This window comes from Phycisphaerales bacterium, assembly GCA_040217175.1.
Classification (GTDB): domain Bacteria; phylum Planctomycetota; class Phycisphaerae; order Phycisphaerales; family UBA1924; genus JAHCJI01.
The window spans coordinates 217,271-240,206 of record JAVJNT010000002.1; the positions used below are offsets into that span (position 1 = coordinate 217,271).

At 67.5% G+C, this 22,936-nt stretch carries 20 protein-coding genes; 13 read left to right on the forward strand and 7 right to left on the reverse strand.

Annotated elements, in window-relative coordinates:
• Positions 1-32: 32 nt before the first annotated feature.
• Both RIA68_07975 and RIA68_07980 read right to left on the reverse strand, forming a co-directional pair.
• Positions 33-686: a PEP-CTERM sorting domain-containing protein gene (locus RIA68_07975; protein MEQ8317376.1), complete on the reverse strand. Its 654-nt coding sequence runs from the start codon at positions 684-686 to the stop codon at positions 33-35.
• Between the two features lie 343 nt (positions 687-1,029).
• On the reverse strand, positions 1,030-1,593 hold the full coding sequence (locus RIA68_07980; protein ID MEQ8317377.1) for an NADH-quinone oxidoreductase subunit I: 564 nt from the start codon (positions 1,591-1,593) through the stop codon (positions 1,030-1,032).
• Between the two features lie 122 nt (positions 1,594-1,715).
• On the opposite strand from RIA68_07980, the gene RIA68_07985 reads away from it, so the two are divergent.
• The 10 genes from RIA68_07985 to egtD all read left to right on the forward strand — a co-directional run bounded on the left by RIA68_07985 (position 1,716) and on the right by egtD (position 13,677).
• A complete protein-coding gene (locus RIA68_07985) occupies positions 1,716-2,717 on the forward strand; it encodes a hypothetical protein (GenBank protein ID MEQ8317378.1) in 1,002 nt (333 codons plus the stop codon).
• A 123-nt stretch (positions 2,718-2,840) separates the two neighbouring features.
• The gene (locus tag RIA68_07990) at positions 2,841-2,996 is read left to right on the forward strand and encodes a small basic protein (GenBank protein MEQ8317379.1); all 156 of its coding nucleotides are present in this window, start codon (positions 2,841-2,843) and stop codon (positions 2,994-2,996) included.
• Positions 2,997-3,071: 75 nt separating this feature from the next.
• Entirely contained in the window at positions 3,072-4,253 is a 1,182-nt protein-coding gene (locus RIA68_07995; protein MEQ8317380.1) for a pyridoxal phosphate-dependent aminotransferase, read from the forward strand.
• Positions 4,254-4,296: 43 nt separating this feature from the next.
• Positions 4,297-5,700 (forward strand): hypothetical protein, encoded by a 1,404-nt coding sequence (locus tag RIA68_08000; GenBank protein MEQ8317381.1) that lies wholly within the window; start codon positions 4,297-4,299, stop codon positions 5,698-5,700.
• A 36-nt stretch (positions 5,701-5,736) separates the two neighbouring features.
• Positions 5,737-6,777: an AAA family ATPase gene (locus RIA68_08005; GenBank protein MEQ8317382.1), complete on the forward strand. Its 1,041-nt coding sequence runs from the start codon at positions 5,737-5,739 to the stop codon at positions 6,775-6,777.
• Positions 6,774-8,903 carry a SpoIIE family protein phosphatase gene (locus RIA68_08010; protein MEQ8317383.1) on the forward strand — a complete coding sequence of 710 codons (2,130 nt, stop codon included), beginning with the start codon at positions 6,774-6,776 and terminating at the stop codon, positions 8,901-8,903. The genes RIA68_08005 and RIA68_08010 overlap by 4 nt, the downstream gene beginning before the upstream one ends.
• A 31-nt stretch (positions 8,904-8,934) precedes the next feature.
• Positions 8,935-9,684 carry an ABC transporter ATP-binding protein gene (locus RIA68_08015; protein MEQ8317384.1) on the forward strand — a complete coding sequence of 250 codons (750 nt, stop codon included), beginning with the start codon at positions 8,935-8,937 and terminating at the stop codon, positions 9,682-9,684.
• Complete coding sequence (locus RIA68_08020; GenBank protein MEQ8317385.1) at positions 9,681-11,174, forward strand: glycine betaine ABC transporter substrate-binding protein; 1,494 nt, start codon at positions 9,681-9,683, stop codon at positions 11,172-11,174. Before RIA68_08015 ends, RIA68_08020 begins: the two co-directional genes overlap by 4 nt.
• Before the next feature lie 115 nt (positions 11,175-11,289).
• Positions 11,290-12,642 carry an ergothioneine biosynthesis protein EgtB gene (egtB, locus tag RIA68_08025; protein MEQ8317386.1) on the forward strand — a complete coding sequence of 451 codons (1,353 nt, stop codon included), beginning with the start codon at positions 11,290-11,292 and terminating at the stop codon, positions 12,640-12,642.
• Positions 12,643-13,677, forward strand: coding sequence for an L-histidine N(alpha)-methyltransferase (egtD, locus tag RIA68_08030; GenBank protein MEQ8317387.1), 1,035 nt, complete (start codon positions 12,643-12,645; stop codon positions 13,675-13,677).
• A 21-nt stretch (positions 13,678-13,698) separates the two neighbouring features.
• Here the strand turns inward: egtD and acs are convergent, their stop codons facing one another.
• Positions 13,699-15,723 (reverse strand): acetate--CoA ligase, encoded by a 2,025-nt coding sequence (gene acs, locus RIA68_08035; GenBank protein ID MEQ8317388.1) that lies wholly within the window; start codon positions 15,721-15,723, stop codon positions 13,699-13,701.
• Positions 15,724-15,811: 88 nt separating this feature from the next.
• Positions 15,812-16,579: a hypothetical protein gene (locus RIA68_08040; GenBank protein MEQ8317389.1), complete on the reverse strand. Its 768-nt coding sequence runs from the start codon at positions 16,577-16,579 to the stop codon at positions 15,812-15,814.
• Positions 16,580-16,762: 183 nt separating this feature from the next.
• Between RIA68_08040 and gap the strand changes: the two genes are divergently transcribed.
• Positions 16,763-17,794 carry a type I glyceraldehyde-3-phosphate dehydrogenase gene (gene gap, locus RIA68_08045; protein MEQ8317390.1) on the forward strand — a complete coding sequence of 344 codons (1,032 nt, stop codon included), beginning with the start codon at positions 16,763-16,765 and terminating at the stop codon, positions 17,792-17,794.
• A gap of 109 nt (positions 17,795-17,903) precedes the next feature.
• A complete protein-coding gene (locus tag RIA68_08050) occupies positions 17,904-19,175 on the forward strand; it encodes an NF038122 family metalloprotease (protein ID MEQ8317391.1) in 1,272 nt (423 codons plus the stop codon).
• A gap of 17 nt (positions 19,176-19,192) precedes the next feature.
• On the opposite strand, the gene RIA68_08055 is transcribed toward RIA68_08050, so the two are convergent.
• Positions 19,193-20,050, reverse strand: coding sequence for a hypothetical protein (locus RIA68_08055; protein MEQ8317392.1), 858 nt, complete (start codon positions 20,048-20,050; stop codon positions 19,193-19,195).
• 390 nt (positions 20,051-20,440) lie between these two features.
• Between RIA68_08055 and RIA68_08060 the strand changes: the two genes are divergently transcribed.
• Positions 20,441-21,343, forward strand: coding sequence for a TerC family protein (locus RIA68_08060; GenBank protein MEQ8317393.1), 903 nt, complete (start codon positions 20,441-20,443; stop codon positions 21,341-21,343).
• Positions 21,344-21,547: 204 nt separating this feature from the next.
• On the opposite strand, the gene RIA68_08065 is transcribed toward RIA68_08060, so the two are convergent.
• Both RIA68_08065 and RIA68_08070 read right to left on the reverse strand, forming a co-directional pair.
• On the reverse strand, positions 21,548-21,919 hold the full coding sequence (locus RIA68_08065; protein ID MEQ8317394.1) for a hypothetical protein: 372 nt from the start codon (positions 21,917-21,919) through the stop codon (positions 21,548-21,550).
• Positions 21,920-21,957: 38 nt separating this feature from the next.
• On the reverse strand, positions 21,958-22,821 hold the full coding sequence (locus RIA68_08070; GenBank protein ID MEQ8317395.1) for a 3-hydroxybutyryl-CoA dehydrogenase: 864 nt from the start codon (positions 22,819-22,821) through the stop codon (positions 21,958-21,960).
• Positions 22,822-22,936: the final 115 nt, after the last annotated feature.

Consider the following 22,936-nt stretch of genomic DNA (forward strand, 5'->3'; position numbering starts at 1 on the left):
ATCGAGGGAGGCGACCGAGGCTGGTGCTCGCCTTACCGGCGGCGGCGAGCGGCGGCCAAGCCACCGAGGCCGAGCAGGGCCAGCGTCGCGGGAGCGGGGATGACCTCACCGCTCACCTGGGTCGACACGCCCGTGAAGTCGGCGTCGAAGAAGCCGCCCGAACCCGAGATGAACAGCTGGACGAGGGCACCGTCGTAGGGTGCCGTGCCGGGCAGGTCCGTCGAGAACGAACCAGCGGTCGGGCCGTCGAACGTGCCGTCGCCGCTGACGTCGCTGAAATCGACGCCGGACAGCAGGCCGTTGAAGGCGATGATGCCGCCCGATCCGAGCTGGATGAACTCGCCATCGATGCTGCCCGAGAGCGTCTCGCCGTGGACATCGACGATGCTGAACGTGCCGTTGCCGTCAGCAGTGCCGGCGCCGGTGATCATGACGTCGATATCGAAGCTGAAATCAGACGCGCCGGTGCCGACGAAGCCGGGCTCGAACACGGCCGTGCCGCCCGGGCTGGCCAGGCGCGTCACGTCGCCCGAGGTCGCCGCGGTCGAGGCACCCACGAACGAGCTATCGCTCGCCGTGAAGGAGCCGTCGACGTCGGTGAACCCGAACGTCAGGATGGCTTGGGCGTTTGCAACGGCTGCCGTAGCAGCAACGCCTGCGATCGCAAGAAGCTTGGTGTGACCCATCTCTGCATCTCCTCATGGGCTTCGTGCCCGTTCGATGCGTCCCGACGATCGACCAATAGGCCGCCCAGTCTCCCGGTGGGATCGGGACAATCTCCTCTTAGCTTACAGCCTAACCGACCCTCCGCTAGGAATCCAGAGCGTTTTCTCTTCTTCGTGTCTGAATTATCTGGACGCTCGCTCTTCCGGTTACCCAGCTTGCCAAATCCGGTCCGGAGTCAGGAGCTGCGAGTGTTATCGGGCTTTCGACGTCGAACCTAGACGTCTGATAACGAAAACGACGTCCGCGTTGCGTTTCGTCAACATGAAACGATCGGATTGTGTTTGCATTGGGAAGCCGCCGGCTTCACATCGGCTTCTTGTCGATCGTGACGTCGTAGACGTGCAGGAGCTTCTCCTTATCGAAGATCAGCTCCTGGCGGCTCTGCCCGGTGATGTCGTACTCGGTCGTCAGCTCGATGGCGTCGACCGGACAGGCCTCTTCGCACATGCCGCAGAAGATGCACCGAAGCTCGTCGATCTCGAACTTCTTGGGGTACTTCTCGCGGTCGTCCCACGGGCTCTCTTCGGCCACGATGTGGATGCAGTTGGCCGGGCAGATGGTCGGGCACATCATGCAGGCGACGCACTTGACGCGTCCGTCCTCGTCCCGGTTCAGGCGGTGAACGCCCCGGAAGTTGCTGGCGTTGATGCCGCCCTCTTCGACCGGGAGGTGCTCTCGCCGCTCCTCGGGATATTGCAGGGCCCGGTTGGTGTTCTTGCCCGGAAAGACCTTGCCCTGGCCGAAGCTGGTGAAGAAGTGCCGCATGGTGGTGCCGAATCCGACGACGACCTCTCGGACATAGAGCCGTTCGGTGGCGCTGGTCGGGGTGGGCGCAATCCGCAGGATGTCCTGTTCTGGCACGGTCATGGGGCCGATGATAGGGCAAGGACCGTTCGGCCGATGGCGGCGTGGAGGGAATCGCCGTCGCGGGAGAAATCGGCCGGAAACCCGATGAACGACGCGGCCTCGGGCCGAGATAGACTGTTGGTATGGCAAGCCGCCGCCCCCCACTCTTCGAGTTGCTCCAGCAGAACGAGGCATCACGCCAAGGCCGCGCCGGGGGCAACGGGCAGCCGGGGGTGCTTCGCGGCACTCCGACCAAGCCGGTGGCCGAGCCCGAGCCGCCGCAACCCACCAACGGGCATGCATCTGGCGCCGTCGAGAGCAAGCCCGGCAAGCCGGCCAGGGCCGCTTCGCTCGAGGAAATCGCCGCACCGGCGAAGCCCGAACGCGAGCAGCGGCGAGCAGCAGCACGGCCCGAGCCTGAGCCGACGCCTCAGCGGACCAAGCCCGAACCCAAGCCCGAGCGGCCCGCGGGAGCGGCCGACTGGTCGGGCATGCATCCGCATAGCTCGGTCCGGGTGCGCATGCTGTGGATCTACGGCGCCGTGGTCGCGGTGCTGCTGGCAGTCGTGGGTGTGTGGGCGCTCGGATACAACCTGGGCGAGCGCAATCAGAAGGCGGAACTCGGGGCCTATCTCGACCGTGCGGGGCAGCCTGGCCCGATCAGCGATCCGCTTGATGAGGACGTCGAAGGCGGGACAGCCGGACCGATCGACCCCTCGGCACTGTCGCAGATCGAGACGCCGCGACGGGGCGAGACCCAAACGCAGCCGCCACCCGAGCGAAGCGAGCCGCCGGCGGCAACGCCCGACCCCGAGCCGGCGCCGATCGACGTCTCGGTCGATGTCCGCAAGCTCAACCACAACTACCTCAAGCTGGCTGGCGGCATGGCCCGCGAGCGGAGCGAGAGCCTGGCGAACTACCTGGTGAGCAACGGGATCCCGGCGATGGCCTTGCCAGAACCGGGACAGGACGGCTACGGGCTCTACACGGCCATGGCCGTGCCGAGCGGCCAGTTCAGGGCCACGGCATCCGAGCGTGAAGCACTCGTTCGCAGGGTCGTGGGACTGCTGCAGCGGGCACCACGCGACCAGGGCGGCCCCTACGACGCGACTGGGCAGTATTTCTGGATCCGATTCGACGGCTGAGTCGTCCTGTGAGTCGTCTTGCCTGGTGCTCCCGTGCCCTCCAGTGGCGGCTCGGTGGTTTTCCGTCTATCATCTCAGCCCGGGCCGGCGAGTTGGCTCGGGCTGTTTCGCAGGAGAATCGGCATGAGCCTCCACAGTTCGCTTCGCACGGGTGGCGCGTTGGTCCAGAAGCGGTCGGTCCTGACCCGGGCCGAGCGCGTTGCCAAGCTGCTCGAAGAGAAAAAGATGGTCAAGGACGAGAAGAAGGCCCTGGGCCTTCCGAAGGTCCGCGTCTTCTAGGGGCCTGCGCGGCCGTTCCCTCGATTCTCCGCCGGGGCGTGCGCTTTTCGGCGCACGGGTGGGAACGATGGGGGCATGGACGTACGCCGCCTCGTGACCGACCGCGCCCGGGCCGTCGATGCCTCGGGCATTCGCCGCATCTTCCAGCTCGGCGCCCAGATCGAGAACCCGATCAACCTGAGCATCGGGCAGCCGGACTTTCCGGTGCCCGAGCCGATCAAGCGCGCCGCGATAGACGCGATCGAGCATGACTTCAATGGGTACACGCAGACCCAGGGCATCGCCCCGCTCCGCGAGAAGCTCGTGGACTGGCTCGCGCGAGACCTGGGCTGGACCTTCGGCGGGCCGGGCGACCCGGAGGTGCTGGTGACCAGCGGAACCAGCGGCGCGCTCTTCCTGGCATTCATGGCACTCGTCGGGCCGGGGGACGAGGCGATCATCCCCGACCCCTACTTCGTGATGTATCCGCACGTGGCGACCATGTGCGGCGGCACGGCCGTGCGGTGCGATACGTACCCCGACTTCCGCATGACGGCCGAGCGGGTCGAGCCGCTGATCAACGAGCGCACAAAGCTGGTGCTGTACAACGCACCATCGAACCCCGCTGGCGTTGTGGGCACGGTCGACGAGTGCCGCGAGTTGCTCGAGCTCTGCCGCAGCAAGGGCGTGCTGCTGATCAGCGACGAGATCTACGACGAGTTCACGTTCGACGACTTCGAGGACGACGCGATGGTGGGCGAGCCTCGCAGCCCCCGCTGCCCATCCCCGGCGCGGTTCCTGGGCGCCCAGGACGACGTGCTGGTCATCCGCGGCTTTGGCAAGACGTATGGCGTCACGGGCTGGCGGATGGGCTATGCGGCGGGGCCGGCCGAGCTGATGGGCCACATCGCCAAGTTCCAGCAGTACACGTACGTGTGCGCCCCGTCGATGGCCCAGCACGGGTGCATCGCGGCGATGGACGTGGACATGACCGAGACGGTGCGCGAGTACAAGCAGCGTCGTGACTCGCTGGTCGAGGCCTTGAGCAAGTGGACCGAGGTCGCCGTGCCGGGCGGGGCGTTCTATCTGTTTCCCCGCGTGCCCGAAGGGAAGACCGGAACGCAGTTCGTCGAAGAAGCGATCGCCAAAAAGCTGTTGGTGATCCCCGGCGGCATCTTCAGCGACCGCGACACGCACTTCCGCTTGAGCTTCGCGTCGTCTCCCGAGACGATCGATCGCGGCATCGAGGTGCTGGAGAAGCTGTATTCGGGCATCTGAGAGAGGCGTCCCGAGTACACTTGGCGTCACGCCGGAGGCATCCATGATCGTACGAACGCTTGCACTTGCCGCTGTCCTGGTCACCACGTGCGGCTCTGCATTGGGGAGCGATCCCGAGCAACTCAGCCGCTGGGCCGAAGAGGGCAAGGCCCGGGCCGAGAAGATGCGCGGCCTCTTGTTCTTGCAAGACGTGCCGGTCGAGCTGATGTCTCGTGCGGAGATCGAGCAAGAGATCCTTTCGATCGTCGACCGCGACATGCCCCCCGAGTGGCGCGTGCAGATCGACCGCGGGTACAAGGCGTTCGACCTGGTGCCGAGAGACTCGGACGTGCTGACGGACATGATCAAGCTGGTCGTGTCGCAGGCGGGCGGGTTCTACGACCCCGAGGCCAAGCACGTGATCCTGCCCGATGACCTCGAGGAATTCATGGGCGAGATGGTCGGGGAGATGGCCGCGGGTGCGCCGGGCTTCATGGACCCGATGATGCGCAACATCCTGACGCACGAGTTCACCCACGCGCTGCAAGACCAGCACCACGACCTGAACACCATCATGGGCCTGTCGATGGACGACGACGACGTCCGGCTGGCGCTCACGGCCCTGGTCGAGGGCGACGCCACGCTCATCGGCACGGGCGCCATGATGGACGCCGACGGTGACATGACCAACCTGCTGCGGCAAGATCCCGCCGCGATGGGCGCGATGATGGGCGCGGGCGGGGGCATGATGGGGGCCGAGGCCAACGCCATGCCCGCCATCCTCAAGGAAACGCTCATCTTCCCGTACATCCACGGCTACGTGCTGGTGACGACCATGGTGCAGCGGGGCGGCTTCGAGAGCGTGGACGCGGCCTTCGACGATCCGCCGTTGTCGACCGAGCAGCTACTACACATCGAGAAGTACCTGGGCGACGAGCGTGATGATCCGGTTGCGATCACGATGCCCGAGGTCGTGTTCGAAGACCTGGGCTGGACGCCCGTGGCCCAGAACACATTCGGCGAGTTCCAGACGCGGGTGCTGCTGGGCAACACGCCCGATGCGATCGCGGCGGCCGAGGGCTGGGACGGCGACCGCTTCCAGGTGTGGGAGCACGACGACGGTCGGCTTGCGGCGGCGTGGATCAGCGTGTGGGATAGCGACGCCGATGCACGGCAGTTCGCCGAAGAGCTGGCCTACCACGAGGGACGACGCTTCGAGGGCGAGGCAGGCCGCCAGAAGCGACTTGACGAGGGCGGCCGGCTGGAGATCGGCGTGGGGACCGAGCGGGATCTCTCGTGGGTCACCGTTGAGGGCGATACCGTCGTGCTGACCAAGGGCTTCCCGGCCGGCACCGTGGGCGCCGTCGAAGGAGCCGTGCGTGGCCTCTCGACGCGCACCGTCAAGACCTGGGCCGACATCAAGGCGGCCGGAGCGGCGAGCGAAGAGCTCGAGACGCCGATTCCCTGATCTTCGACCAACTACGAGCACGCCAACGGAGCCTGCATGGACGCGGATACGACATCGACGGAAGCAACGCAAGCCGCGGCCGACAAGTTCCGGGCCGACTACGCCGCCGTACGCGACCAGGTCGCCCGGGTCGTGGTGGGCCAGCGGGAGATCGTCGACGGCCTGCTGACGTGCCTGTTCACGGGCGGGCACGCGTTGCTCGAGGGCGTGCCGGGCATCGGCAAGACGCTCATGGTGCGCACGCTGGCGAGCGCCCTCTCGCTGGACTTTGGCCGCGTGCAGTTCACGCCCGACCTGATGCCCGCGGACATCACGGGCACGACGGTCATCGACGAGGTCGAGACGGCGGGCGGGCACGTGAAGCGGCAATTCGCCTTTCAGCGCGGGCCGATCTTCGCGCAGATGGTCCTGGCCGACGAAATCAACCGAGCGACGCCCAAGACGCAGAGCGCGCTGCTGGAGGCCATGCAGGAGCGGCGCGTGACGGTGGCGGGCACCACGCACGAGCTGCCGGCGCCGTTCTTCGTTTTGGCGACGCAGAACCCCATCGAGCAAGAAGGCACGTATCCGCTGCCCGAGGCCCAGCTCGACCGGTTCTTCTTCAAGCTGCAGGTCGGGTACGCCTCACGCGAGGAGATGGGCGAGATCATCGCCCGCACGACGGGCGCGACGGCCGAGGACGCCGAAGCGGTGCTCGATGCCGCCACCATCCTCGAGCACCAGAAGCTCGTGCGCCGCGTGGCCGTGACCGACCGGGTTCGCGACTACGCCATCCGCCTGGTGCTCAGCAGCCACCCGAAGGGACGCGACTCGGACGGGCGGTTCGCGACGCCCATGGTGAACCAGTACGTGCGAGTCGGGGCCTCGCCTCGTGCGGCACAGGCGCTGATCCTGGGCGCGAAGTGCCGGGCGCTCGTCGACGGCCGGCCCTCGGTGGCGATCGAGGACGTGCAGGCCATCGCGCTTCCGGCGCTGCGGCACCGCATCGTCGTGAACTTCGAGGCCGAAGCCGAGGGCGTGCATAGCGACCCCATCGTCGAGAACATCGTGCAGACGCTGCCGGTGGAGGGCGTGTGAAGCGACGGCTGATGGGCCACGGCGGCTTGCTTGGTCGCGTGTCCATCCGCGTGCTGCTGCCGCTGCTGATGGGCGTGCCGGTCGCGCTCGCGACGCTGGTGCTCGTCGAGCTGTGGATCGAGGATACGGCCCAAACGACGCGGCGCCTGAACGCGGCCGAGATGTCCCAGATTCATGGCCGAATCAACGAGCGCCTGGGCACGCTTCTCGAAACACCGGCCCGGGCGACGAGGGTGCAGCGCGGCCACATCCTCAGCGGCAGGCTGGACGCCAGCGACCTTCGCTCCTGGCGGAAGCCGCTGTTCGAGTTTACCACCGCCATGGACATGCTCAGCGGGCTGAGCTGGGGCAGCACCGACGGCCGGGCCACGTGGGTGTTTCGCTATCCGGGCAAGCTGCATGCCGAGTTCGCCGTCGCCGATGCCCAGACCGCCACGGACAACGACTCGACCGACACCGGATTCGTCGTCGAGTACGCCGTCGATGCCGCGGGCGAGATCATCGATCGCACGGGCGGCTATCCATACGACCCTCGCGTGCGGCCGTGGTATGTGGGCGCGGTGAAGGCCGATCGGGCGACGTTCCTCGAGCCGTACGCGTGGCTCAACGTGGACGGTCAGGCGACGACCCTCGGTCTGCCGTTCGTCGAGCCCGTGCACGCACCGGCCGATGACGAGGCCGGACGCGGTGAGCTGCTGGGCGTCCTTTCGGCGGAGATCGGGCTCGAGGACCTCTCCGCGTTCTTGCGCACCTTGCGCGTGGGGCGGGCGGGCTTCGTGCTGGTTGTCGACGAGGGCGGCCGGCTGATCGCGCACTCGCTGCCGCCCGAAGAGGTACCCACCATCGCCCAGGTCGACGGGCTTCCCGTTGCGCCGCTGGCCACCCAGAGCCCCGACGCCCGGGTGCGCGATGCCGCCAACCACGCTGCTCGGATCGTCGCTGGGCAGGGCGAGGCGCTCGACGACACTGATGGACAAGCACCATCGGGCGGCACCACTGGCCAGCCCGCGCCCCGGCGTCAGCCGACGACGTCGACGGCGGTCATCGCGTCGGCGCCGATGCTCGTGCGGGTGTCGAGCTACCGCGAGGCCCCGGGGCTCGACTGGCGGATCATCACGGCGTTGCCCGAGGCCGAGTTGCTCGAGCCCCTGGCCGCCACGAGAACCAGCAGCGACCGGGCGATCACCATCGCGTTCGTGTCGACGATCCTGCTTGGCCTGGTGCTGGGGTTGCTCGCCACCCTCCCGGTCTCACGGCTCGTGCGCGAGATCGGCCGCGTGGGCGAGGGCGAGTTGGACGAGCGCGTAGAACCGGGTGCGACGGCCGAGCTCGGACGCATCGCCGACGCGGTGAACGTGATGGCGGAGGATCTCAAGGACCGCGTGCGGTTGCGAGAGAGCCTGCTCCTGGCGATGGAAGTCCAGAAGAATCTCTTGCCGCAGGACCCGCCTGACGTCGAAGGGCTCGACGTCGCGGGGCACAGCGTGTATTGCGACGAGACGGGCGGCGACTACTACGACTACCTTCACATCGAAGGCTTGGATGACTCCTGCGCGGCGCTGGCGATCGGCGACGTTGTCGGCCACGGCGTGGCGGCGGCCATGCTGATGGCGACGGCGCGCGGCATCCTCCGGAGCCGCTGCCACGAGCCGGGGAGCCTCGGCGAGCTGCTTACGCACCTGAACGAGTTGCTCGTCGAAGACACGGGCGGCGAGCGCTTCATGACGATGCTGCTGGTCGTACTCGATGCGCAGCGCGGGCGGCTGTCGTGGGCGTCGGCGGGTCACGGACCGCCGATGGTCTATCGTGCGGCGGACGACCGGTTCCTCGAGCTCTCGGGCGGAGGCATCCCGCTGGGGTTGTTCGGGGCCAAGCCCTACGAGACGTACGACGCCGAGCCGCTCGCGAAGGGTGACGTCGTGGTGCTGTCAACCGACGGCATCTGGGAAGCCAAGCGAACCGACGGCGAGTTCTATGGCATGGATCGGCTGCAGCAGATCGTGCGCGAGAACGCCGGCAAATCGGCCCAGGACATCGCCGAGGCGATCCGCAGCGACCACACCGAGCAATGCGGCGAGCACTGCCACGAGGACGATGTGACGTTCGTGGTTGCGAAGCTCGCGTGATATCGACCATCGCAGCGCGCTAGCCTCGGGCATGTTCGCGCTCCGCGGCATCCACAAGGCCTTCGGGCAGACGGTCGTGCTCGACGGGATCGATCTGACCATCGAGCCCGGAACGACGGTGGCGCTCATCGGGCCCAGCGGCTGCGGCAAGTCGACGCTGCTGCGGCTGATGAATGGGCTCATCGAGCCCGACGCGGGAGAGGTCGCGTTCGATGGCCGTCCGCTGGAGCCGTCGTTGCTGACGGCCGTGCGGCGGCGCATCGGGTACGTCGTGCAGGAGGGCGGGCTCTTTGCGCACCTCACCGCGCAGCAGAACGCCACGTTGCTGGGGAGGCGGCTTGGGTGGAGCCGGGCCGATGCGCGTCAGCGAGCACGCGAACTCGCAGAGCTCGTGCAACTCGACGCATCACTGCTGGCTCGACTTCCGCACGAACTGAGCGGTGGGCAGCGTCAGCGTGTCGCACTCATGCGGGCGCTGGCGAACGATCCCGAGGCGCTGCTGCTCGACGAGCCGCTGGGCGCCCTCGACCCGATGGTTCGGGCCGACTTGCAGGACGAACTCAAGGAGCTATTCGACCGCCTCGACAAGACGGTGGTGCTGGTGACGCACGACCTGGCCGAGGCGCAGCACCTGGCCAGCCGCGTGGTCTTGCTGCACGAGGGCAAGATCGCCCAGGACGGTCCGCACGAGGCGATGCTGCGCGAGCCGGCCAGCGACTTCGTGCGGCGATTCGTCAGCGCTCAGCGGCGTCTGCACGGGCTGCAAGGGGCCGCGTCGTGAGAGGCCGGATCGCGCTCTTGATCTTGTGCGTTGCCGCCGTGGCCCAAGGCCAAGAAACGCTGACGATCGGATCGAAGAGCTTTACCGAGTCGGTGCTGCTGGGCGAGATGCTCGCCGAGCGGGCAACCCGCGACGGCCTGCGCGTGGAGCACAAGTCATCGCTCCGCGGCACGCGGCTGGTGTTCGAGGCAGTCAGGTCGGGCGCGGTCGACGTCTACCCGGAGTACACGGGCACGCTGCTACGCGAGGTCTTCGCCGATCAAGGCCTCACGACGGAGGCCGAGCTGCGCGACGCGCTGGCGGGCGTTGGCCTGGCCATGAGCGAGCCCATCGGCTTCAACAATACGTATGCCATCGGCGTCATGCCCCCCACTGCCGAGCGGTACGGACTCCGCACGATCAGCGATCTGCGGAATGCTCCGGAATTGACCTTCGGATTCACGAATGAATTCATCGAGCGTAATGATGGATGGCGAGCACTGCGCGACGCCTACGGCCTGCCGCAGACCGACATCGAGGGCATCGACCACGACCTGGGCTACCAGGCACTCGGCAGCGGGGCCATCGACGCAAAGGAGATCTACACGACCGATGCGAAGATCCAGAGCATGGGCATCACCGTGCTCTCCGACGATCTTGGCCACTTTCCCCGCTACGACGCAGTCTGGATCTACCGCATCGACCTTGCCCAACGCATGCCCGAGGCGATCGTCGCGATCGAGTCGCTCACTGGCGTGCTCGACGAAGCGGCGATGTCGTCGCTCAACGCCCAGGTCGACGTGGAGGGCCGCGAGGAGCGCGACGTGGCACGCAACTACTTTGACACGGGCGGCATCGCTGGCGGCGCACTGACCCTCAACGAGCGTATCCGCCAGGCGGTCGGCGAGATTCCCCGGCGCACGGCCGAGCACGCGGTGCTGGTGGGCGTCTCGATGCTGTTGGCGATCGCGATCGCCGTGCCGCTGGGCGTGGTTGCCGCGCACTCGCGGAAGTTCGAGCAGGTCGTGCTGGGCGTGAGCGGCATCCTGCAGACCATCCCGAGCCTGGCGTTGCTGGCCTTGTTGGTCAGCCTGCTCGCCATCACCGGACAGATTCCCACGATCATCGCGCTGTTCGTGTACTCGCTGCTGCCGATCGTGCGAACGACGCACGCGGGGCTCACGCAGATCTCGCAATCGGTCCGCGACTCGGCACGCTCGCTCGGCCTACCCCGCGGGCGGATGCTACTGGACGTGGAACTGCCGCTCGCCCTCCCGAGCATCTTCGCGGGCATCAAGACGGCGGTGGTGATCAACGTCGGCACCGCCACGCTCGGAGGATTCATCGCGGCGGGCGGATACGGCGTGCCCATCCTTGCGGGCATCCGTCGCGTCGACACCGTGCTCATCCTGGCGGGACTCGTGCCTGCGGCGTTGATGGCGGTGGCGCTGACGCTGTTGCTCGATGGGCTCGAACGCGTTCTCTCGCCCGCGGGGGCTCGCAGACGTTAGAAGTTCCTCACGATTCTCGGAGAATCCACTATGTCCGGGCGATGGGGTGATTGCGCCGCATGCTTGCGCTAGCCTGATGCGATCCGACACGCCCCCACGCGAAAGGACGGGCGATATGGGAATCAGCATCGCACGAGCGCCCCTCGTCGGCGCCTCGCTGGCGGAGCGGTACGAGGCCGTGCGAGCCGCGACCGACGCTCTCCGTCGTCCGTTGACGCCCGAGGACTGCGTCGTCCAATCGATGACGGACGCGAGCCCCGCGAAGTGGCACCTGGCGCACACCACGTGGTTCTTCGAGCAGTTCGTGCTCTCACGCGTCGAGCCCGACCGGCGCTTCGACGATCGCTTTGCCTACCTCTTCAACAGCTACTACACGCAGGTCGGCGATCGCCAGCCCCGCCACTCTCGCGGGCTGATGACCAGGCCGTCGCTCCAGGCCGTCCTCGACTACCGCGCGTACGTCGACGAGCGGATGATGGCATTGCTCGCGTCGGACCACCTGGACGACGAGGCGCAACGCATCACCGAGATCGGCATCAACCACGAGCAGCAGCATCAGGAACTCCTGCTCACGGACATTCGCCATGCACTCTGGTGCGGCGTGGCGTGCGAGGCTTACGACCCGCGCGACGATCTCGCCGGCCCGGCCGACCATCGGGCCGGTCAACGGCCACCCAAGTGGGTCGAGTTTGAGGCCGGCCTGCTGTGGATCGGATGCGATGGTCCGTCTTTTTGCTACGACAACGAGCAGCCGATGCACAAGGTCTTCTTGCGGCCCTTCGCGCTGGCGAGCCGGCCCGTGACGTGCGGCCAGTTCATCGAGTTCATCGAGGACGGTGGCTACCAGCAAGAGCACCTCTGGCTCGACGAGGGCGCCGCGGCGGTGAAACGCGAGGGCTGGGAAGCGCCGATGTACTGGATCAGGCCGGATGGCGATCGGTGCGGGCCGGCTGGCGGCTGGCGCGTCACCACCATGCACGGCGAGCGCGACGTCGACCCCAACGAGCCGCTCTCGAACGTCGGCTTCTTCGAGGCCGAGGCGTTTGCACGCTGGGCCGGCGCGCGGCTGCCGACGGAATTCGAGTGGGAGGCCGCATGCCTGCGTGACCTCGAGCGGACCGACGCGTCGTGGACTGACGCCGTCGAGACGGCCCACATGCTCGAGCGCGGCGTCTTCCATCCGACTGCTCTGGACGCCGAGGACCACGCCGGCCCGGGCGAGCTCGAGGGCATGTTCGGCACCGTCTGGGAGTGGACCCGCAGCGGCTACGACCCCTACCCCGGCTACGCGGCCGAGCCCGGAGCGCTCGGCGAGTACAACGGCAAGTTCATGAGCGGCCAGTACGTGCTGCGTGGCGGCTCGTGCGCCACTGCGTCGAGCCACATCCGGCCGACGTATCGAAACTTCTTCCACCCCGACAAGCGTTGGCAGTTCAGCGGCCTGCGCCTCGCGAAAGATACTGCCTGAATGACCATGACCAACACCAACGCAGAGCGCCGAGCCGTCGTGCTCGATCTCGACGCTGCGCAAGGCGACACGACTTCGCTTGAGTCTCGCGGGCGTGACCAGGAACTCGCGGCGTTCCGAGCCGACGTGCTGCAGGGCCTTGCCCAGCAACAGAAGCAGATTCCGAGCAAGTACCTGTACGATGCCACTGGTGCGGCGCTGTTCGAGCAGATCACCGAGCAGCCCGAGTATTACCCGACGCGGACCGAGATGGCCTTGCTCCGCCGGCACGCCGGTGAAATCGGGACCGCCGTTGGGCCCGGTGCGACCATCGTCGAGCCCGGCAGCGGCGCGGGCGAGAAGGTCGAGATCTTGATCGAGGCGATGGCGTCGCCGCGTGCGATGGTGCCGGTCGACATCTCGCGCGAGCAGCTCCGCCGCGTGGCGCGCACGCTGGCGGGCCGGCATCCGAGCCTGGAGATCGTGCCGCTGTGGGCCGACTTCACGCGGCCCATCAGCGTGCCGCAGCGCGTGGCAGACCTCCACCCGAGGCTGGTCTTCTTCCCCGGCTCGACGATCGGCAACTTCCTGCCCGAGGTGCAGCAAGAGCTCTTACAAGCTCTCGCGACGCTGGCGGGCGAGGACGGCAGCCTGCTCATTGGCTTCGACCGCATCAAGGACGAGTCGGTGCTCGTGCCCGCCTACGACGATGCCGCGGGCGTCACGCGGGCGTTCGAGCTGAACATCCTCGAACGCCTCAATCGCGAGCTCGGTGCCGACGCCGACCCTGCCAAGTTCGAGTACGAAGCAAGGTGGGACGCCGAGCACGCACGGATCGAGATGTACCTCGTGGCGCGCGAGGCCCATGCCATCACGGTTGCCGGCCAGCGGTTCGAATTCGCCGAAGGCGAGACGCTGTGGAACGAAAGCAGCCACAAGTACGACCTGCCGCGCATCGAACGCCTTGCCGCGAGCGCCGGGCTGGGCGTGGAAGCGACGTGGAGCGACGAGCAGGCGTGGTTCACGATCGCGTTGCTCCGATCGGCCGATGCATAGTCAAGCCGCCGATAGAACTGCTCACTCATCGCCCCGCAGCTTCGCCAGCACCGTGTAGTCCTCGAGCGTTGAGGTGTCCTGGCTGACCTCCGTCTCGCCCGCCGCGATCGCGCGGAGCAAGCGTCGCATGATCTTGCCGCTGCGAGTCTTGGGCAGCGCCTCGGCGAAGCGCACCTGATCGGGACGGGCGATCGGGCCGATGGCGTCGGCGACGTAGGCGCCCAGGTCCTTCTTGAGGTCGTCGCTGGGCTCTCTCCCACCAGCAAGGGTGACGAACGCGGCGATGCCGGTGCCCTTGATCTCGTGGGGCACCCCCACCACGGCCGCCTCGACGACGGCGTCGTGCGCGACCAGCGCGCTCTCGACCTCCATCGTGCCGAGGCGATGGCCGCTCACGTTGATGACGTCGTCGATGCGGCCCATGATCCAGAAATTGCCGTCGGCGTCCTTGCGTGCGCCGTCGCCGGCCGTGTACACCGGCTTGCCGTCGATCTTGACGGTCGAGAAGTACGTTTCGATGAATCGGTCGCGGTCGCCGAAGACGCCGCGGAGCATGCCGGGCCAGGGCTTGCGGATGACCATGAGCCCGCCCGCATCGGCGTCGCACTCGGTCCCGTCGGTCTTCACCACCGCGGCATCGATGCCGAAGAACGGCCGCGTGCACGAGCCGGGCCGCGTCGCGATGGCGCCAGGCAAGGGCGTGATGGCGTGGCCTCCGGTCTCGGTCTGCCAGTAGGTATCGACGATCGGGCAGCGGCCGCTGCCGATGACGTCCCGGTACCACGTCCACGCCGCGGGGTTGATGGGCTCGCCCACCGTGCCGAGGACCTGGAGCGAGGTCAGGTCGTGCCGGGCAGGGTGCTCGTCGCCCCACTTCATGAAGGCGCGGATGGCCGTGGGCGCGGTGTAAAAATGCGTGACCCCGTGCCGCTCGACGACGTCCCAGAAGCGATCCTCGTGCGGCTCGTTGGGCGCGCCCTCGTACATCAGCGTCGGCACGCGATTGGGCAGGATGCCGTAGACGATGTAGCTGTGCCCGGTGATCCAGCCGCAGTCGGCCGTGCACCAGTAGATCTGGTTCTGGCCGGGCGTCAGGTTGAAGACGTGCTTGGCGGTGTGGGCGGTGTACAGCAGGTAGCCCGCGGTGGTGTGCACGATGCCCTTGGGCTTGCCCGTCGAGCCGCTGGTGTAGAGCAGGAACAGCATGTCTTCGCTGCCCATGGGCTCGCAGGGGCAGTCCGGCTCGGCGGCCTCGGTCAGGTCGCGCCAGTCGTGGTCGCGGCCGTCGACCATCGCCACCTCGTTGTCGCAACGACGCAGCACGACGACGCCCGTCACCGGCGAACCCTGGCCCATCTTCTCGATGGCGTCGTCGACGTTGTCCTTCAGCGGCACGATCTTGCCCCGGCGCCACGAACCGTCGCAGGTCAGGATGATCCGCGAGCTCGCGTCGCGCACGCGATCGGCGATGGCCTGGCTGCTGAAGCCGCCGAAGATGACCGAGTGGGGCGCGCCGATGCGGGCACACGCGAGCATGGCGATGGCGAGCTCGGGCACCATGCCCATGTAGATCGTCACGACCTCGCCCTTGGTCGCGCCGAGCTTCTTCAGGGCGCTGCCGAGCCGTGCGGTCTGCTCCTGGACGTCCCTGTACGTGAGTCGGCGGACCTCGGGGGCCCCGCCGTCCATGGGCTCCCCTTCCCACAGGATGGCGACGTCGTCGCCGTGACCCTCGCGCACGAAGCGATCGACGCAGTTGTCGCACGCGTTGAGCTTGCCGCCTTCGAACCAGGTCGGCTCCGGGAAGCCACCCCTGAGCACGCTCGCGAAGGGCTCCATCCACTCCAGCCGCTCGGCGATCTTGCGCCAATAGGCCTCAGGATCCTCGACCGATCGGCGATGCTCGGCCTCGTAGTCCTCGAGCGAATCGACGTGCCAGGGGGCGCTGCCGACCTCCGACGCCCTCGGCGGCGGGAAGACGCGGTCCTCGTGCAGGCTGCTCTGGATGTCCTGGCTCGTGGGAGGATTGCTGTCGCTGGTGGCCATGCCGGCAGCATATCAGCCCCTCACCGACTCTGCCAAACCCCATCGATGCCGCACGGGGCTCTGAGCGGGGCCGGCGTCCGTAGGTCGATCAGGGCGTGGACTCGGTGAACATGTCCGGATTGTTCAGGAAGAGGACGCCGACGATGAGCAACTGGGCGAAGAACGACGCCCAGTAGTTCAGCTTCCGGATCCCGCGATGGCTGCCGATCGTGCAGTAATACAAGACGAACGCGAGCACGCAGAATTGCCCGGCGAGCGGCACCCAGAACAAGATCCCCAGCCAGCCCCAGAACTTGTCGTCGTCGCGGAACGCCGCCCCGACCATGTAGGCGTAGGCCACGAGATTCCAGATGATCGTGGCGATGAGGGCAATGGCCGCCGCCTCAGGCGACACGAGCGCCACCAGAGGGAGCAGGACGAGCATCGCCCCGATAATGATCAGCGAGACCGACCCGCCCGAGAGGCGCGGCGCACTGCGCACCTTCTTCGGCTTGTCCTTGCCGACCTTGGTGCTCATCGCCCGGCCGGCGGCCGAGTCGAACCCGCACTGCATGCACACGACGGCGTCGGCTGCGCGGCCCATGCCGCACTTGGGGCACGGATTCGCGTCGGCGGTGTGGACGGTGCCAAGGAATTGATCCATGTCGAAGGCGTCGCCCGCTCCGGCGCTCGGGGCGGCCGCGGGCTTGGGGGCCTTGACGGGCTCGGTGGGCTTGGCCTTGGCCTTGGCGGCTTGCCGCGGGCGCCGCTTGGCCTCGACGCAGGACTGGCACGCGTAGCGGCCCTGCGAATCCTTCAAGCGTGGGCGAGCGGCACAATCGGCCCCGCAGACGACGCAGATCTTCTCGGCTGTCACGACGTTGGCTCCCCCCAGATCGCCCCGCGGATCCCCTCGTGGCGGACCGGACCGTAGCAGGCAGAGCCCTTCCAGGCCCAGACCCCAGTCCTACCTCCCACCTACCATGCGGCTCGCTCTTGGGTTGCACCTGTCGGAGGTGGCACGAGGGCTCCAACGCCACTTTCGGGAGGGATTCGCGCGATGGCTATCCGCTTGGGCATCAACGGCTTCGGACGCATCGGCCGCCTGGTCTACCGCATCGCGGCACAGAGCAAGGACGTCACGGTCGTGGGCGTCAACGACCTGGTGCCAGCCGACAACCTGGCCTACCTGCTCAAGCACGACACCATGCACGGCCGCTTCCGCATCGACGGCAAGCTGGCCGACGTCCAGGTCAATGACTCGGGCTTCAGCGTGAACGGCGAGCAGACCAGGGTCTTCGAGGAGCGCGACCCCTCGAACCTTAAGTGGGGCGACCTTGGCGTCGACGTCGTCATCGAGAGCACCGGCTTCTTCACCGCCGGGCCCGATGCCCAGAAGCACATCGATGGCGGCGGCGCGAAGCGTGTCATCGTCAGCGCCCCCACCAAGACCACCGACACCGTGCCCACGCTGTGCTACAAGGTGAACCACGAGCAGTACGACCCGGGCAAGCACAAGGTCATTTCGAATGCGAGCTGCACGACCAACTGCCTCGCGCCCATCGCCAAGGTCATCGACGACGCCTTCGGCCTGGACGAGGGCCTCATGGCCACCATCCACGCAGTCACCGCGACCCAGCCCACCCAGGACGGCCCCTCGAAGAAGGACCTGCGCGGCGGCCGCAACGGCTACATGAACATCATCCCCGCCAGCACGGGCGCGGCCAAGGCCGTCACGCTGTGCCTGCCCCAGCTCAAGGGCAAGCTCACCGGCATGAGCTTCCGCGTGCCCACGGCCGACGTGAGCTGCGTCGACCTGACCTTCAAGACCGCCAAGGCGACGAGCCTCAAGGCCATCAACGACGCCATGAAGGCCGCCGCGACCGGCCCCATGCAGGGCGTGCTCGACTACACCGAGGAACCTGTCGTCTCGAGCGACTTCATCGGCGACCCGCACAGCAGCATCTACGACGCCGACGCCGGCATCGAGCTCAACGACCGCTTCTTCAAGGTCGTGAGCTGGTACGACAACGAGGCCGGCTACGCCAACCGCTGCGTCGACATGGCTCGGTACGTGATGAGCCGGGAATAGGCCAACGGGACAAACGGGGGTATGGGAAACGCCGCTTCCGGGTATATTGCTCGGAAGCGGCGTCGTTCTGATCGTCGCCACCACGTTCGTGCGCGTCGAGGAGCGATCCATGCAGGTCCGATTTGCCTTGCCCGTCTTGATCCTGTCCGGTTCGCTCGTCTCGGGGGCACCGAGCCTCGCAGCCGAGGACGACCCCCAAGAACAGCACACGATCACGGTCTTCAAGCCCGTGTGTGCCGGCGTTCGCCCGCCACAATCAATCGTCGACGCCATTGGTGCACGCCATGCGGCGGGCATGTCGCTTGGTGATCAAGTCGTGGTCGCGCCAACGATCGACTCGGGGCTGCAGCTGCGCTTCGTCGTCGCCGGGGCCGCGCCCACGGGCACGGCCGAGGCGCTCGCCGCCATCGCCGATCTCTACGCCGGCATCGTCGCCGACGACGTCGAGCTGACCATCGAGATCCTCTTCGAGCCGCTCGGCACGATCCACGGCCTGCCGATCCTGGGGGCCGCGGGGGATAGCTATCGCTCCCTCACCTACCCGGACGTACGGGCAGCGCTCATCGATGGCATGGATCCCGACGACGCGATCGAGGCGAGCCTGCCCGACACCGCGTCCGTGCGCGTCATCTACGGGCTCGACGCCGGCTCGCGCACCGAGGACCGCGCAAGCCTGCTCACCGGCATCGCGCTGCGAGCGTTGCTCGATGGCCAGGCGCCCACGCCGGTGCCGGTGTCGCTGAGCTCGACGGCGACGTGGGACACCGACCCGGCCGACGGCGTCGAGCCCGACGCCTACTGCCTCCGCAGCGTCGTCGCGCACGAGGTCGGCCACGCGCTGGGATTCCAGTCGAACGTGGACGTCCTCTTCGGCGCCACGTTGCTGCCGATGGACATCTACCGCTTCCGCGAGAGCGACGGCGGCATGGACCTCAATCCCGACACGCTCGCCGAGTTCGCGACCACGCCGCGCACGGTCTACTTCGACGCGTCGGGCGTGCCCGGCCAGAGCGAGGCCATCCTCGACTTCATCGCGGCCGAAGTCCCGATGGCCGACGGCGGCCCGTGGCAGGGCTCGCACCTGCGCCAGGCCGACCCGCCCGTCGGCGTGATGGACCCCGACATCACCGAGGGCGAGACCTACTTCCCCGGGTACCTCGGCCCGAACGACCTGCGGCCGCTCGACGCCCTGGGCTGGACCATCACGCTCGCGTGCCCGGCCGACTGCGACGGCTCCGGAGCGCTCGACTTCTTCGACTTCCTGTGCTTCCAGGACGCCTTCGACGCGGGCGACCCGGCGGCCGACCTCGACGGCGACGGCGTGCTCACCGTGTTCGACTTCCTCGCGTTCCAGAACGCGTTCGATGCGGGCTGCGGCTAGGGGCGGTCGAACGCGCGTCAGCCGTCGGTCTGCAAGACCGCGTCGGCGGGCGGCTCGAAGTCGGATTCGTCGAGCGTGTTCACGCGAACGAAGCTCGCCCGGAGATCGAAGACCTCGCTGCCGAGCCAGAACCCGTCGACGGTGACGCGGTGGAACATCTTCAATCCCGACCCGCCCTCGACCTCGCGCCAGTCGCTGAAGGCCATGTAGAGCGGCTCGCTCGGCAGGCCCTGCGTCACGCCCAGGGGCCGGCCGGTCTGCGGGTCGTAGTAGTGCCAGAACATCGCGTCTTCGGGCCCGGGTGCCGCGATCGGCGAGAGCACGCTCGCACGCTGGCCCTTGAACTCGTCCTCTCCGTGCGCGTGCATGGGCTGCGCTGGGGCAGCGTGGCTGCCGCTGGGGTTGACGACGTCGAGCGGGAACGAGACGAACTCGAGCACCTGGTCTGCCTGCTCGCGCATGCCGAATTGCTCGTCGGGATCGATCTCGTACAGCTCGGCCTGCTCGCCCTCGTCCTGGTACCAGAAGGCCTCGCCGTCGGTGCCCATCACCCCGGCGTCGGGGCCGAGTTGCATGAAGTGCCAGCCAGCGTCGCTCCTCGACCACGCGAGATGGAACGCGATCGGATTCCCGTCGCTCTCGCCCTCGAAGCGGACCTCCATCGTCCGGACGCCGTCGAGGGCCTCCGCACCGCCGACGAAGCGGACGACGCGCTCGGCGACGGCGCGGGCGTCGGGATCCATCGCGTCCAGGGCCGCCCGCGTCGGGGAGGGGCCGGTCGCGCCCGGACCGGCGTGCCGGTCGGGCCCGGTCGTGCAGCCGGCGGCCAGCAGGGCCAGGCCGACGAGCGTCGCGGCGAGGGGGCGTGGGTGCATGGCCGATGCTATCTCGGCGGCGGCGCCCCGCCTCGGGACGCGAGTTTCTCGTCTGGCGGCGCGAGCTTCTCGTGGGAAGACGCCGTCTTCTCATGAGAAGGTTTCGTCCGAACCCCACGAGACGCCGTCCATACATGTGAAGATCGCGTCCACACATGGGAAAGTCGCGCCCACACATGTGAAAGTCTCGTCCACACATGGGAAAGTCGCGCCCGCACATGTGAAAGTCGCGCCCGCACATGGAAAACTCGGATCCTGCGCCCTCCTTCTCGGACCAGGACCCCCGCTGGCGGCATCGCCAGGCCGGTTCTCCCGAGCAAACATCGATCAGATGGCGTCGCCCGTCTTCACGAGCCACGGCCCGTGCCAGCGGGCCGATAAACTCCGCCCATGCCCGACGCCCTGACTTCCCTCTTCTCGACCGCGCTGCCGGCCCTGGATGCCCTCGCCCCCGTGCTGTCGATGCTGGCCGACGACCCGGTCGCGCCCGCCTCCTCCACGCCCGAGAACGTCGCCTTCTTCAGCGCCGCCGGGCTCATCGCGCTGCTCACGCTGACGACGCTCGAGGTCGTGCTGGGCATCGACAACGTGGTCTTCATCGCCATCCTGGCCAACCGCCTGCCCAAGGAGCAGCAGGCCAGGGCCCGCACCGTGGGCCTGATCCTGGCGATGGTCATGCGGCTGATCCTCTTGGCCCTCGCGTTCCTGATCATCCAGCTCAACGAGCCCTTCTACACAATCCCCTGGATCGAGATCGAGCTGTCGGGCAAGAGCCTGATCCTGCTGGGTGGCGGGCTGTTCCTGATCGCCAAGGCGACGATGGAGCTGCACCACATGGTCGAGGAGGGCGGGGCGAACAAGGACGACCCCAGCGCCCGGCCGGGCATCAAGAAGCAGGCGGCGGCGACGTTCGGCAGCGTGCTGGTGCAGGTGCTGCTGCTGGACCTGGTGTTCTCGCTGGACTCGGTCATCACCGCCGTGGGCATGACCAGCAACTACGCCATCATGGCCACGGCGGTCATCATCGCCATCGGCGTCATGATCGCCTTCGCCGGGCCGATCGCCCGCTTCGTGCAGAAGCACCCGACGATGAAGACGCTCGCGCTGGCCTTCCTGGTGCTGATCGGCGTCCTGCTCGTCGCCGAGGGCGCGGGCCAGCACCTGCCCCGCGGCTACATCTACTTCGCGATGGCCTTCGCGCTGATCGTCGAGATCATCAACATGAAGGCCGGGCACCGCAAGGCGAAGAAGAACCTGCCCGAGGCGGCGCAGGAGCCCCAGATGCCGGCGTAGTCCTGCCACGGGTCGCGAAGCCAATCGAGCCGTCTCCCAGCTCGGCAGATTGTGGCTCGGCGGCAGGCCTGCAGCGACCAGCAACGCCGGACATAGACGGCAAGAGCTGTCACCGAGACTGCGCTAGCTGCGAAGTTGACCGCGCAGCCTTCACGAACGGTCGATTTCATCGTGATGCCGGCCACGCTCGCTCAAGAACCACTGTCATTGACCCATCATCAACTGCAGCGCTCGCCTGTGACACCACGCGGCTGAGTCACCCGCGAAACCCTGGATCATGTCGCCAGCGAGCGTGCCCTCTATGAGAGGCCAGATTTCGGAGACACGAGGAAACTGATCAGGCAGGGGGTTCTCGACTTCGTCGATATATACCGCGAGCGACCAGAACACGAGTTCGGACATCTCAAGCAAGAACCAGTGTCGCTCTTGCTCGTCGAGGCTGGCGTAATTGCAGAGCAGGTAGTCCGTGAACTCGTTGATCCGGTGCTCATCGCGATTGATGAGTCCAAAGTCGGTCAGATTATCCGGATCAAAGTGCTCGTGGAAGCCGAGATCCTCGACGACTTTTCGTGGCAACCACCAGTCGTCTCTCGTCCCGGATCCAGACCCCATCGCTAGTACTCGTACACGCCGTGCTTGGTCTTGTTGCCCAGCCGTCCCGCCGTCACGAGCTGCTCGAGCTTGGGGCACGGGCGGTAGCGCTCGCTGTGCAGGCCGTCGGCCAGCACGTTCATGATGTGGGCGCAGGTGTCCAGGCCGATGAAATCAGCGAGGCGCAGCGGGCCCATCGGGTGGTTCATGCCCAGCTTCATGATCTCGTCGATGTGCTCGGGCTCGGCCACGCCCTCCATCCATGCGTAGAAGGCCTCGTTGATCATCGGCATCAGGATGCGGTTGGAGACGAAGCCCGCGCGGTCGTTGGCGGGCACGGCCGTCTTGCCCATGCGCTCGGAGAGCTCGAGCACGGCCTTCGTCACGCCCTCCTCGGTCGCCAGGCCGTTGATGACCTCGACCAGCCCCATGACCGGCACGGGGTAGAAGAAGTGCATGCCGATGACCTTCTCGGGCCGCTTCGTGGCGGCGGCGATGGCGGTGATCGAGATGCTGCTGGTGTTGGTCGCCAGGATGGCGTCCTTCGGCGTCACCTCGTCGAGCTTCGCGAAGATGTCGCGCTTGACCTGCTCGTTCTCGACGACGGCCTCGATCACGATCTGGCGGTCGCCCAGCTCGCCGACGTCGGTGGCGTACGAGATGCGGCCCAGGGCGGCGTCGGCGTCCTCCTGCTCCATCCGGCCCTTCTCGACGGCGCGGGCGAGGAGCTTCTGGTGCGTGGCCTTGCACCGCTCGACCTGGTCGGCCGAGGCGTCGAAGACGGTCACACCCAGACCGGCGACCGCCGAGACCTGCGCGATGCCGCCGCCCATCTGACCCGCTCCGACCACACCAACCTTCTCGATCCCAGCCGCCTCGATCGCCATCGCGTACACTCCTTCAGGAACCCGAACAGCCGGCGGGCCACGCTGGCGCCCGTGCCGACGGGGTCGCAACAATAGGGCCAAGCCCCGGATCGGCACCCCCGCATGGAGGCCTCCC

Bases quoted from the DNA above. Each gene is read 5' to 3' on its own strand.
- RIA68_07975 (MEQ8317376.1), bottom strand. From the start codon at position 686: ATGGGTCACACCAAGCTTCTTGCGATCGCAGGCGTTGCTGCTACGGCA.
- RIA68_07980 (MEQ8317377.1), bottom strand. From the start codon at position 1,593: ATGACCGTGCCAGAACAGGACATCCTGCGGATTGCGCCCACCCCGACC.
- RIA68_07985 (MEQ8317378.1), top strand. From the start codon at position 1,716: ATGGCAAGCCGCCGCCCCCCACTCTTCGAGTTGCTCCAGCAGAACGAG.
- RIA68_07990 (MEQ8317379.1), top strand. From the start codon at position 2,841: ATGAGCCTCCACAGTTCGCTTCGCACGGGTGGCGCGTTGGTCCAGAAG.
- RIA68_07995 (MEQ8317380.1), top strand. From the start codon at position 3,072: ATGGACGTACGCCGCCTCGTGACCGACCGCGCCCGGGCCGTCGATGCC.
- RIA68_08000 (MEQ8317381.1), top strand. From the start codon at position 4,297: ATGATCGTACGAACGCTTGCACTTGCCGCTGTCCTGGTCACCACGTGC.
- RIA68_08005 (MEQ8317382.1), top strand. From the start codon at position 5,737: ATGGACGCGGATACGACATCGACGGAAGCAACGCAAGCCGCGGCCGAC.
- RIA68_08015 (MEQ8317384.1), top strand. From the start codon at position 8,935: ATGTTCGCGCTCCGCGGCATCCACAAGGCCTTCGGGCAGACGGTCGTG.
- egtB (MEQ8317386.1), top strand. From the start codon at position 11,290: ATGGGAATCAGCATCGCACGAGCGCCCCTCGTCGGCGCCTCGCTGGCG.
- egtD (MEQ8317387.1), top strand. From the start codon at position 12,643: ATGACCATGACCAACACCAACGCAGAGCGCCGAGCCGTCGTGCTCGAT.
- acs (MEQ8317388.1), bottom strand. From the start codon at position 15,723: ATGGCCACCAGCGACAGCAATCCTCCCACGAGCCAGGACATCCAGAGC.
- gap (MEQ8317390.1), top strand. From the start codon at position 16,763: ATGGCTATCCGCTTGGGCATCAACGGCTTCGGACGCATCGGCCGCCTG.
- RIA68_08050 (MEQ8317391.1), top strand. From the start codon at position 17,904: ATGCAGGTCCGATTTGCCTTGCCCGTCTTGATCCTGTCCGGTTCGCTC.
- RIA68_08055 (MEQ8317392.1), bottom strand. From the start codon at position 20,050: ATGCACCCACGCCCCCTCGCCGCGACGCTCGTCGGCCTGGCCCTGCTG.
- RIA68_08060 (MEQ8317393.1), top strand. From the start codon at position 20,441: ATGCCCGACGCCCTGACTTCCCTCTTCTCGACCGCGCTGCCGGCCCTG.
- RIA68_08070 (MEQ8317395.1), bottom strand. From the start codon at position 22,821: ATGGCGATCGAGGCGGCTGGGATCGAGAAGGTTGGTGTGGTCGGAGCG.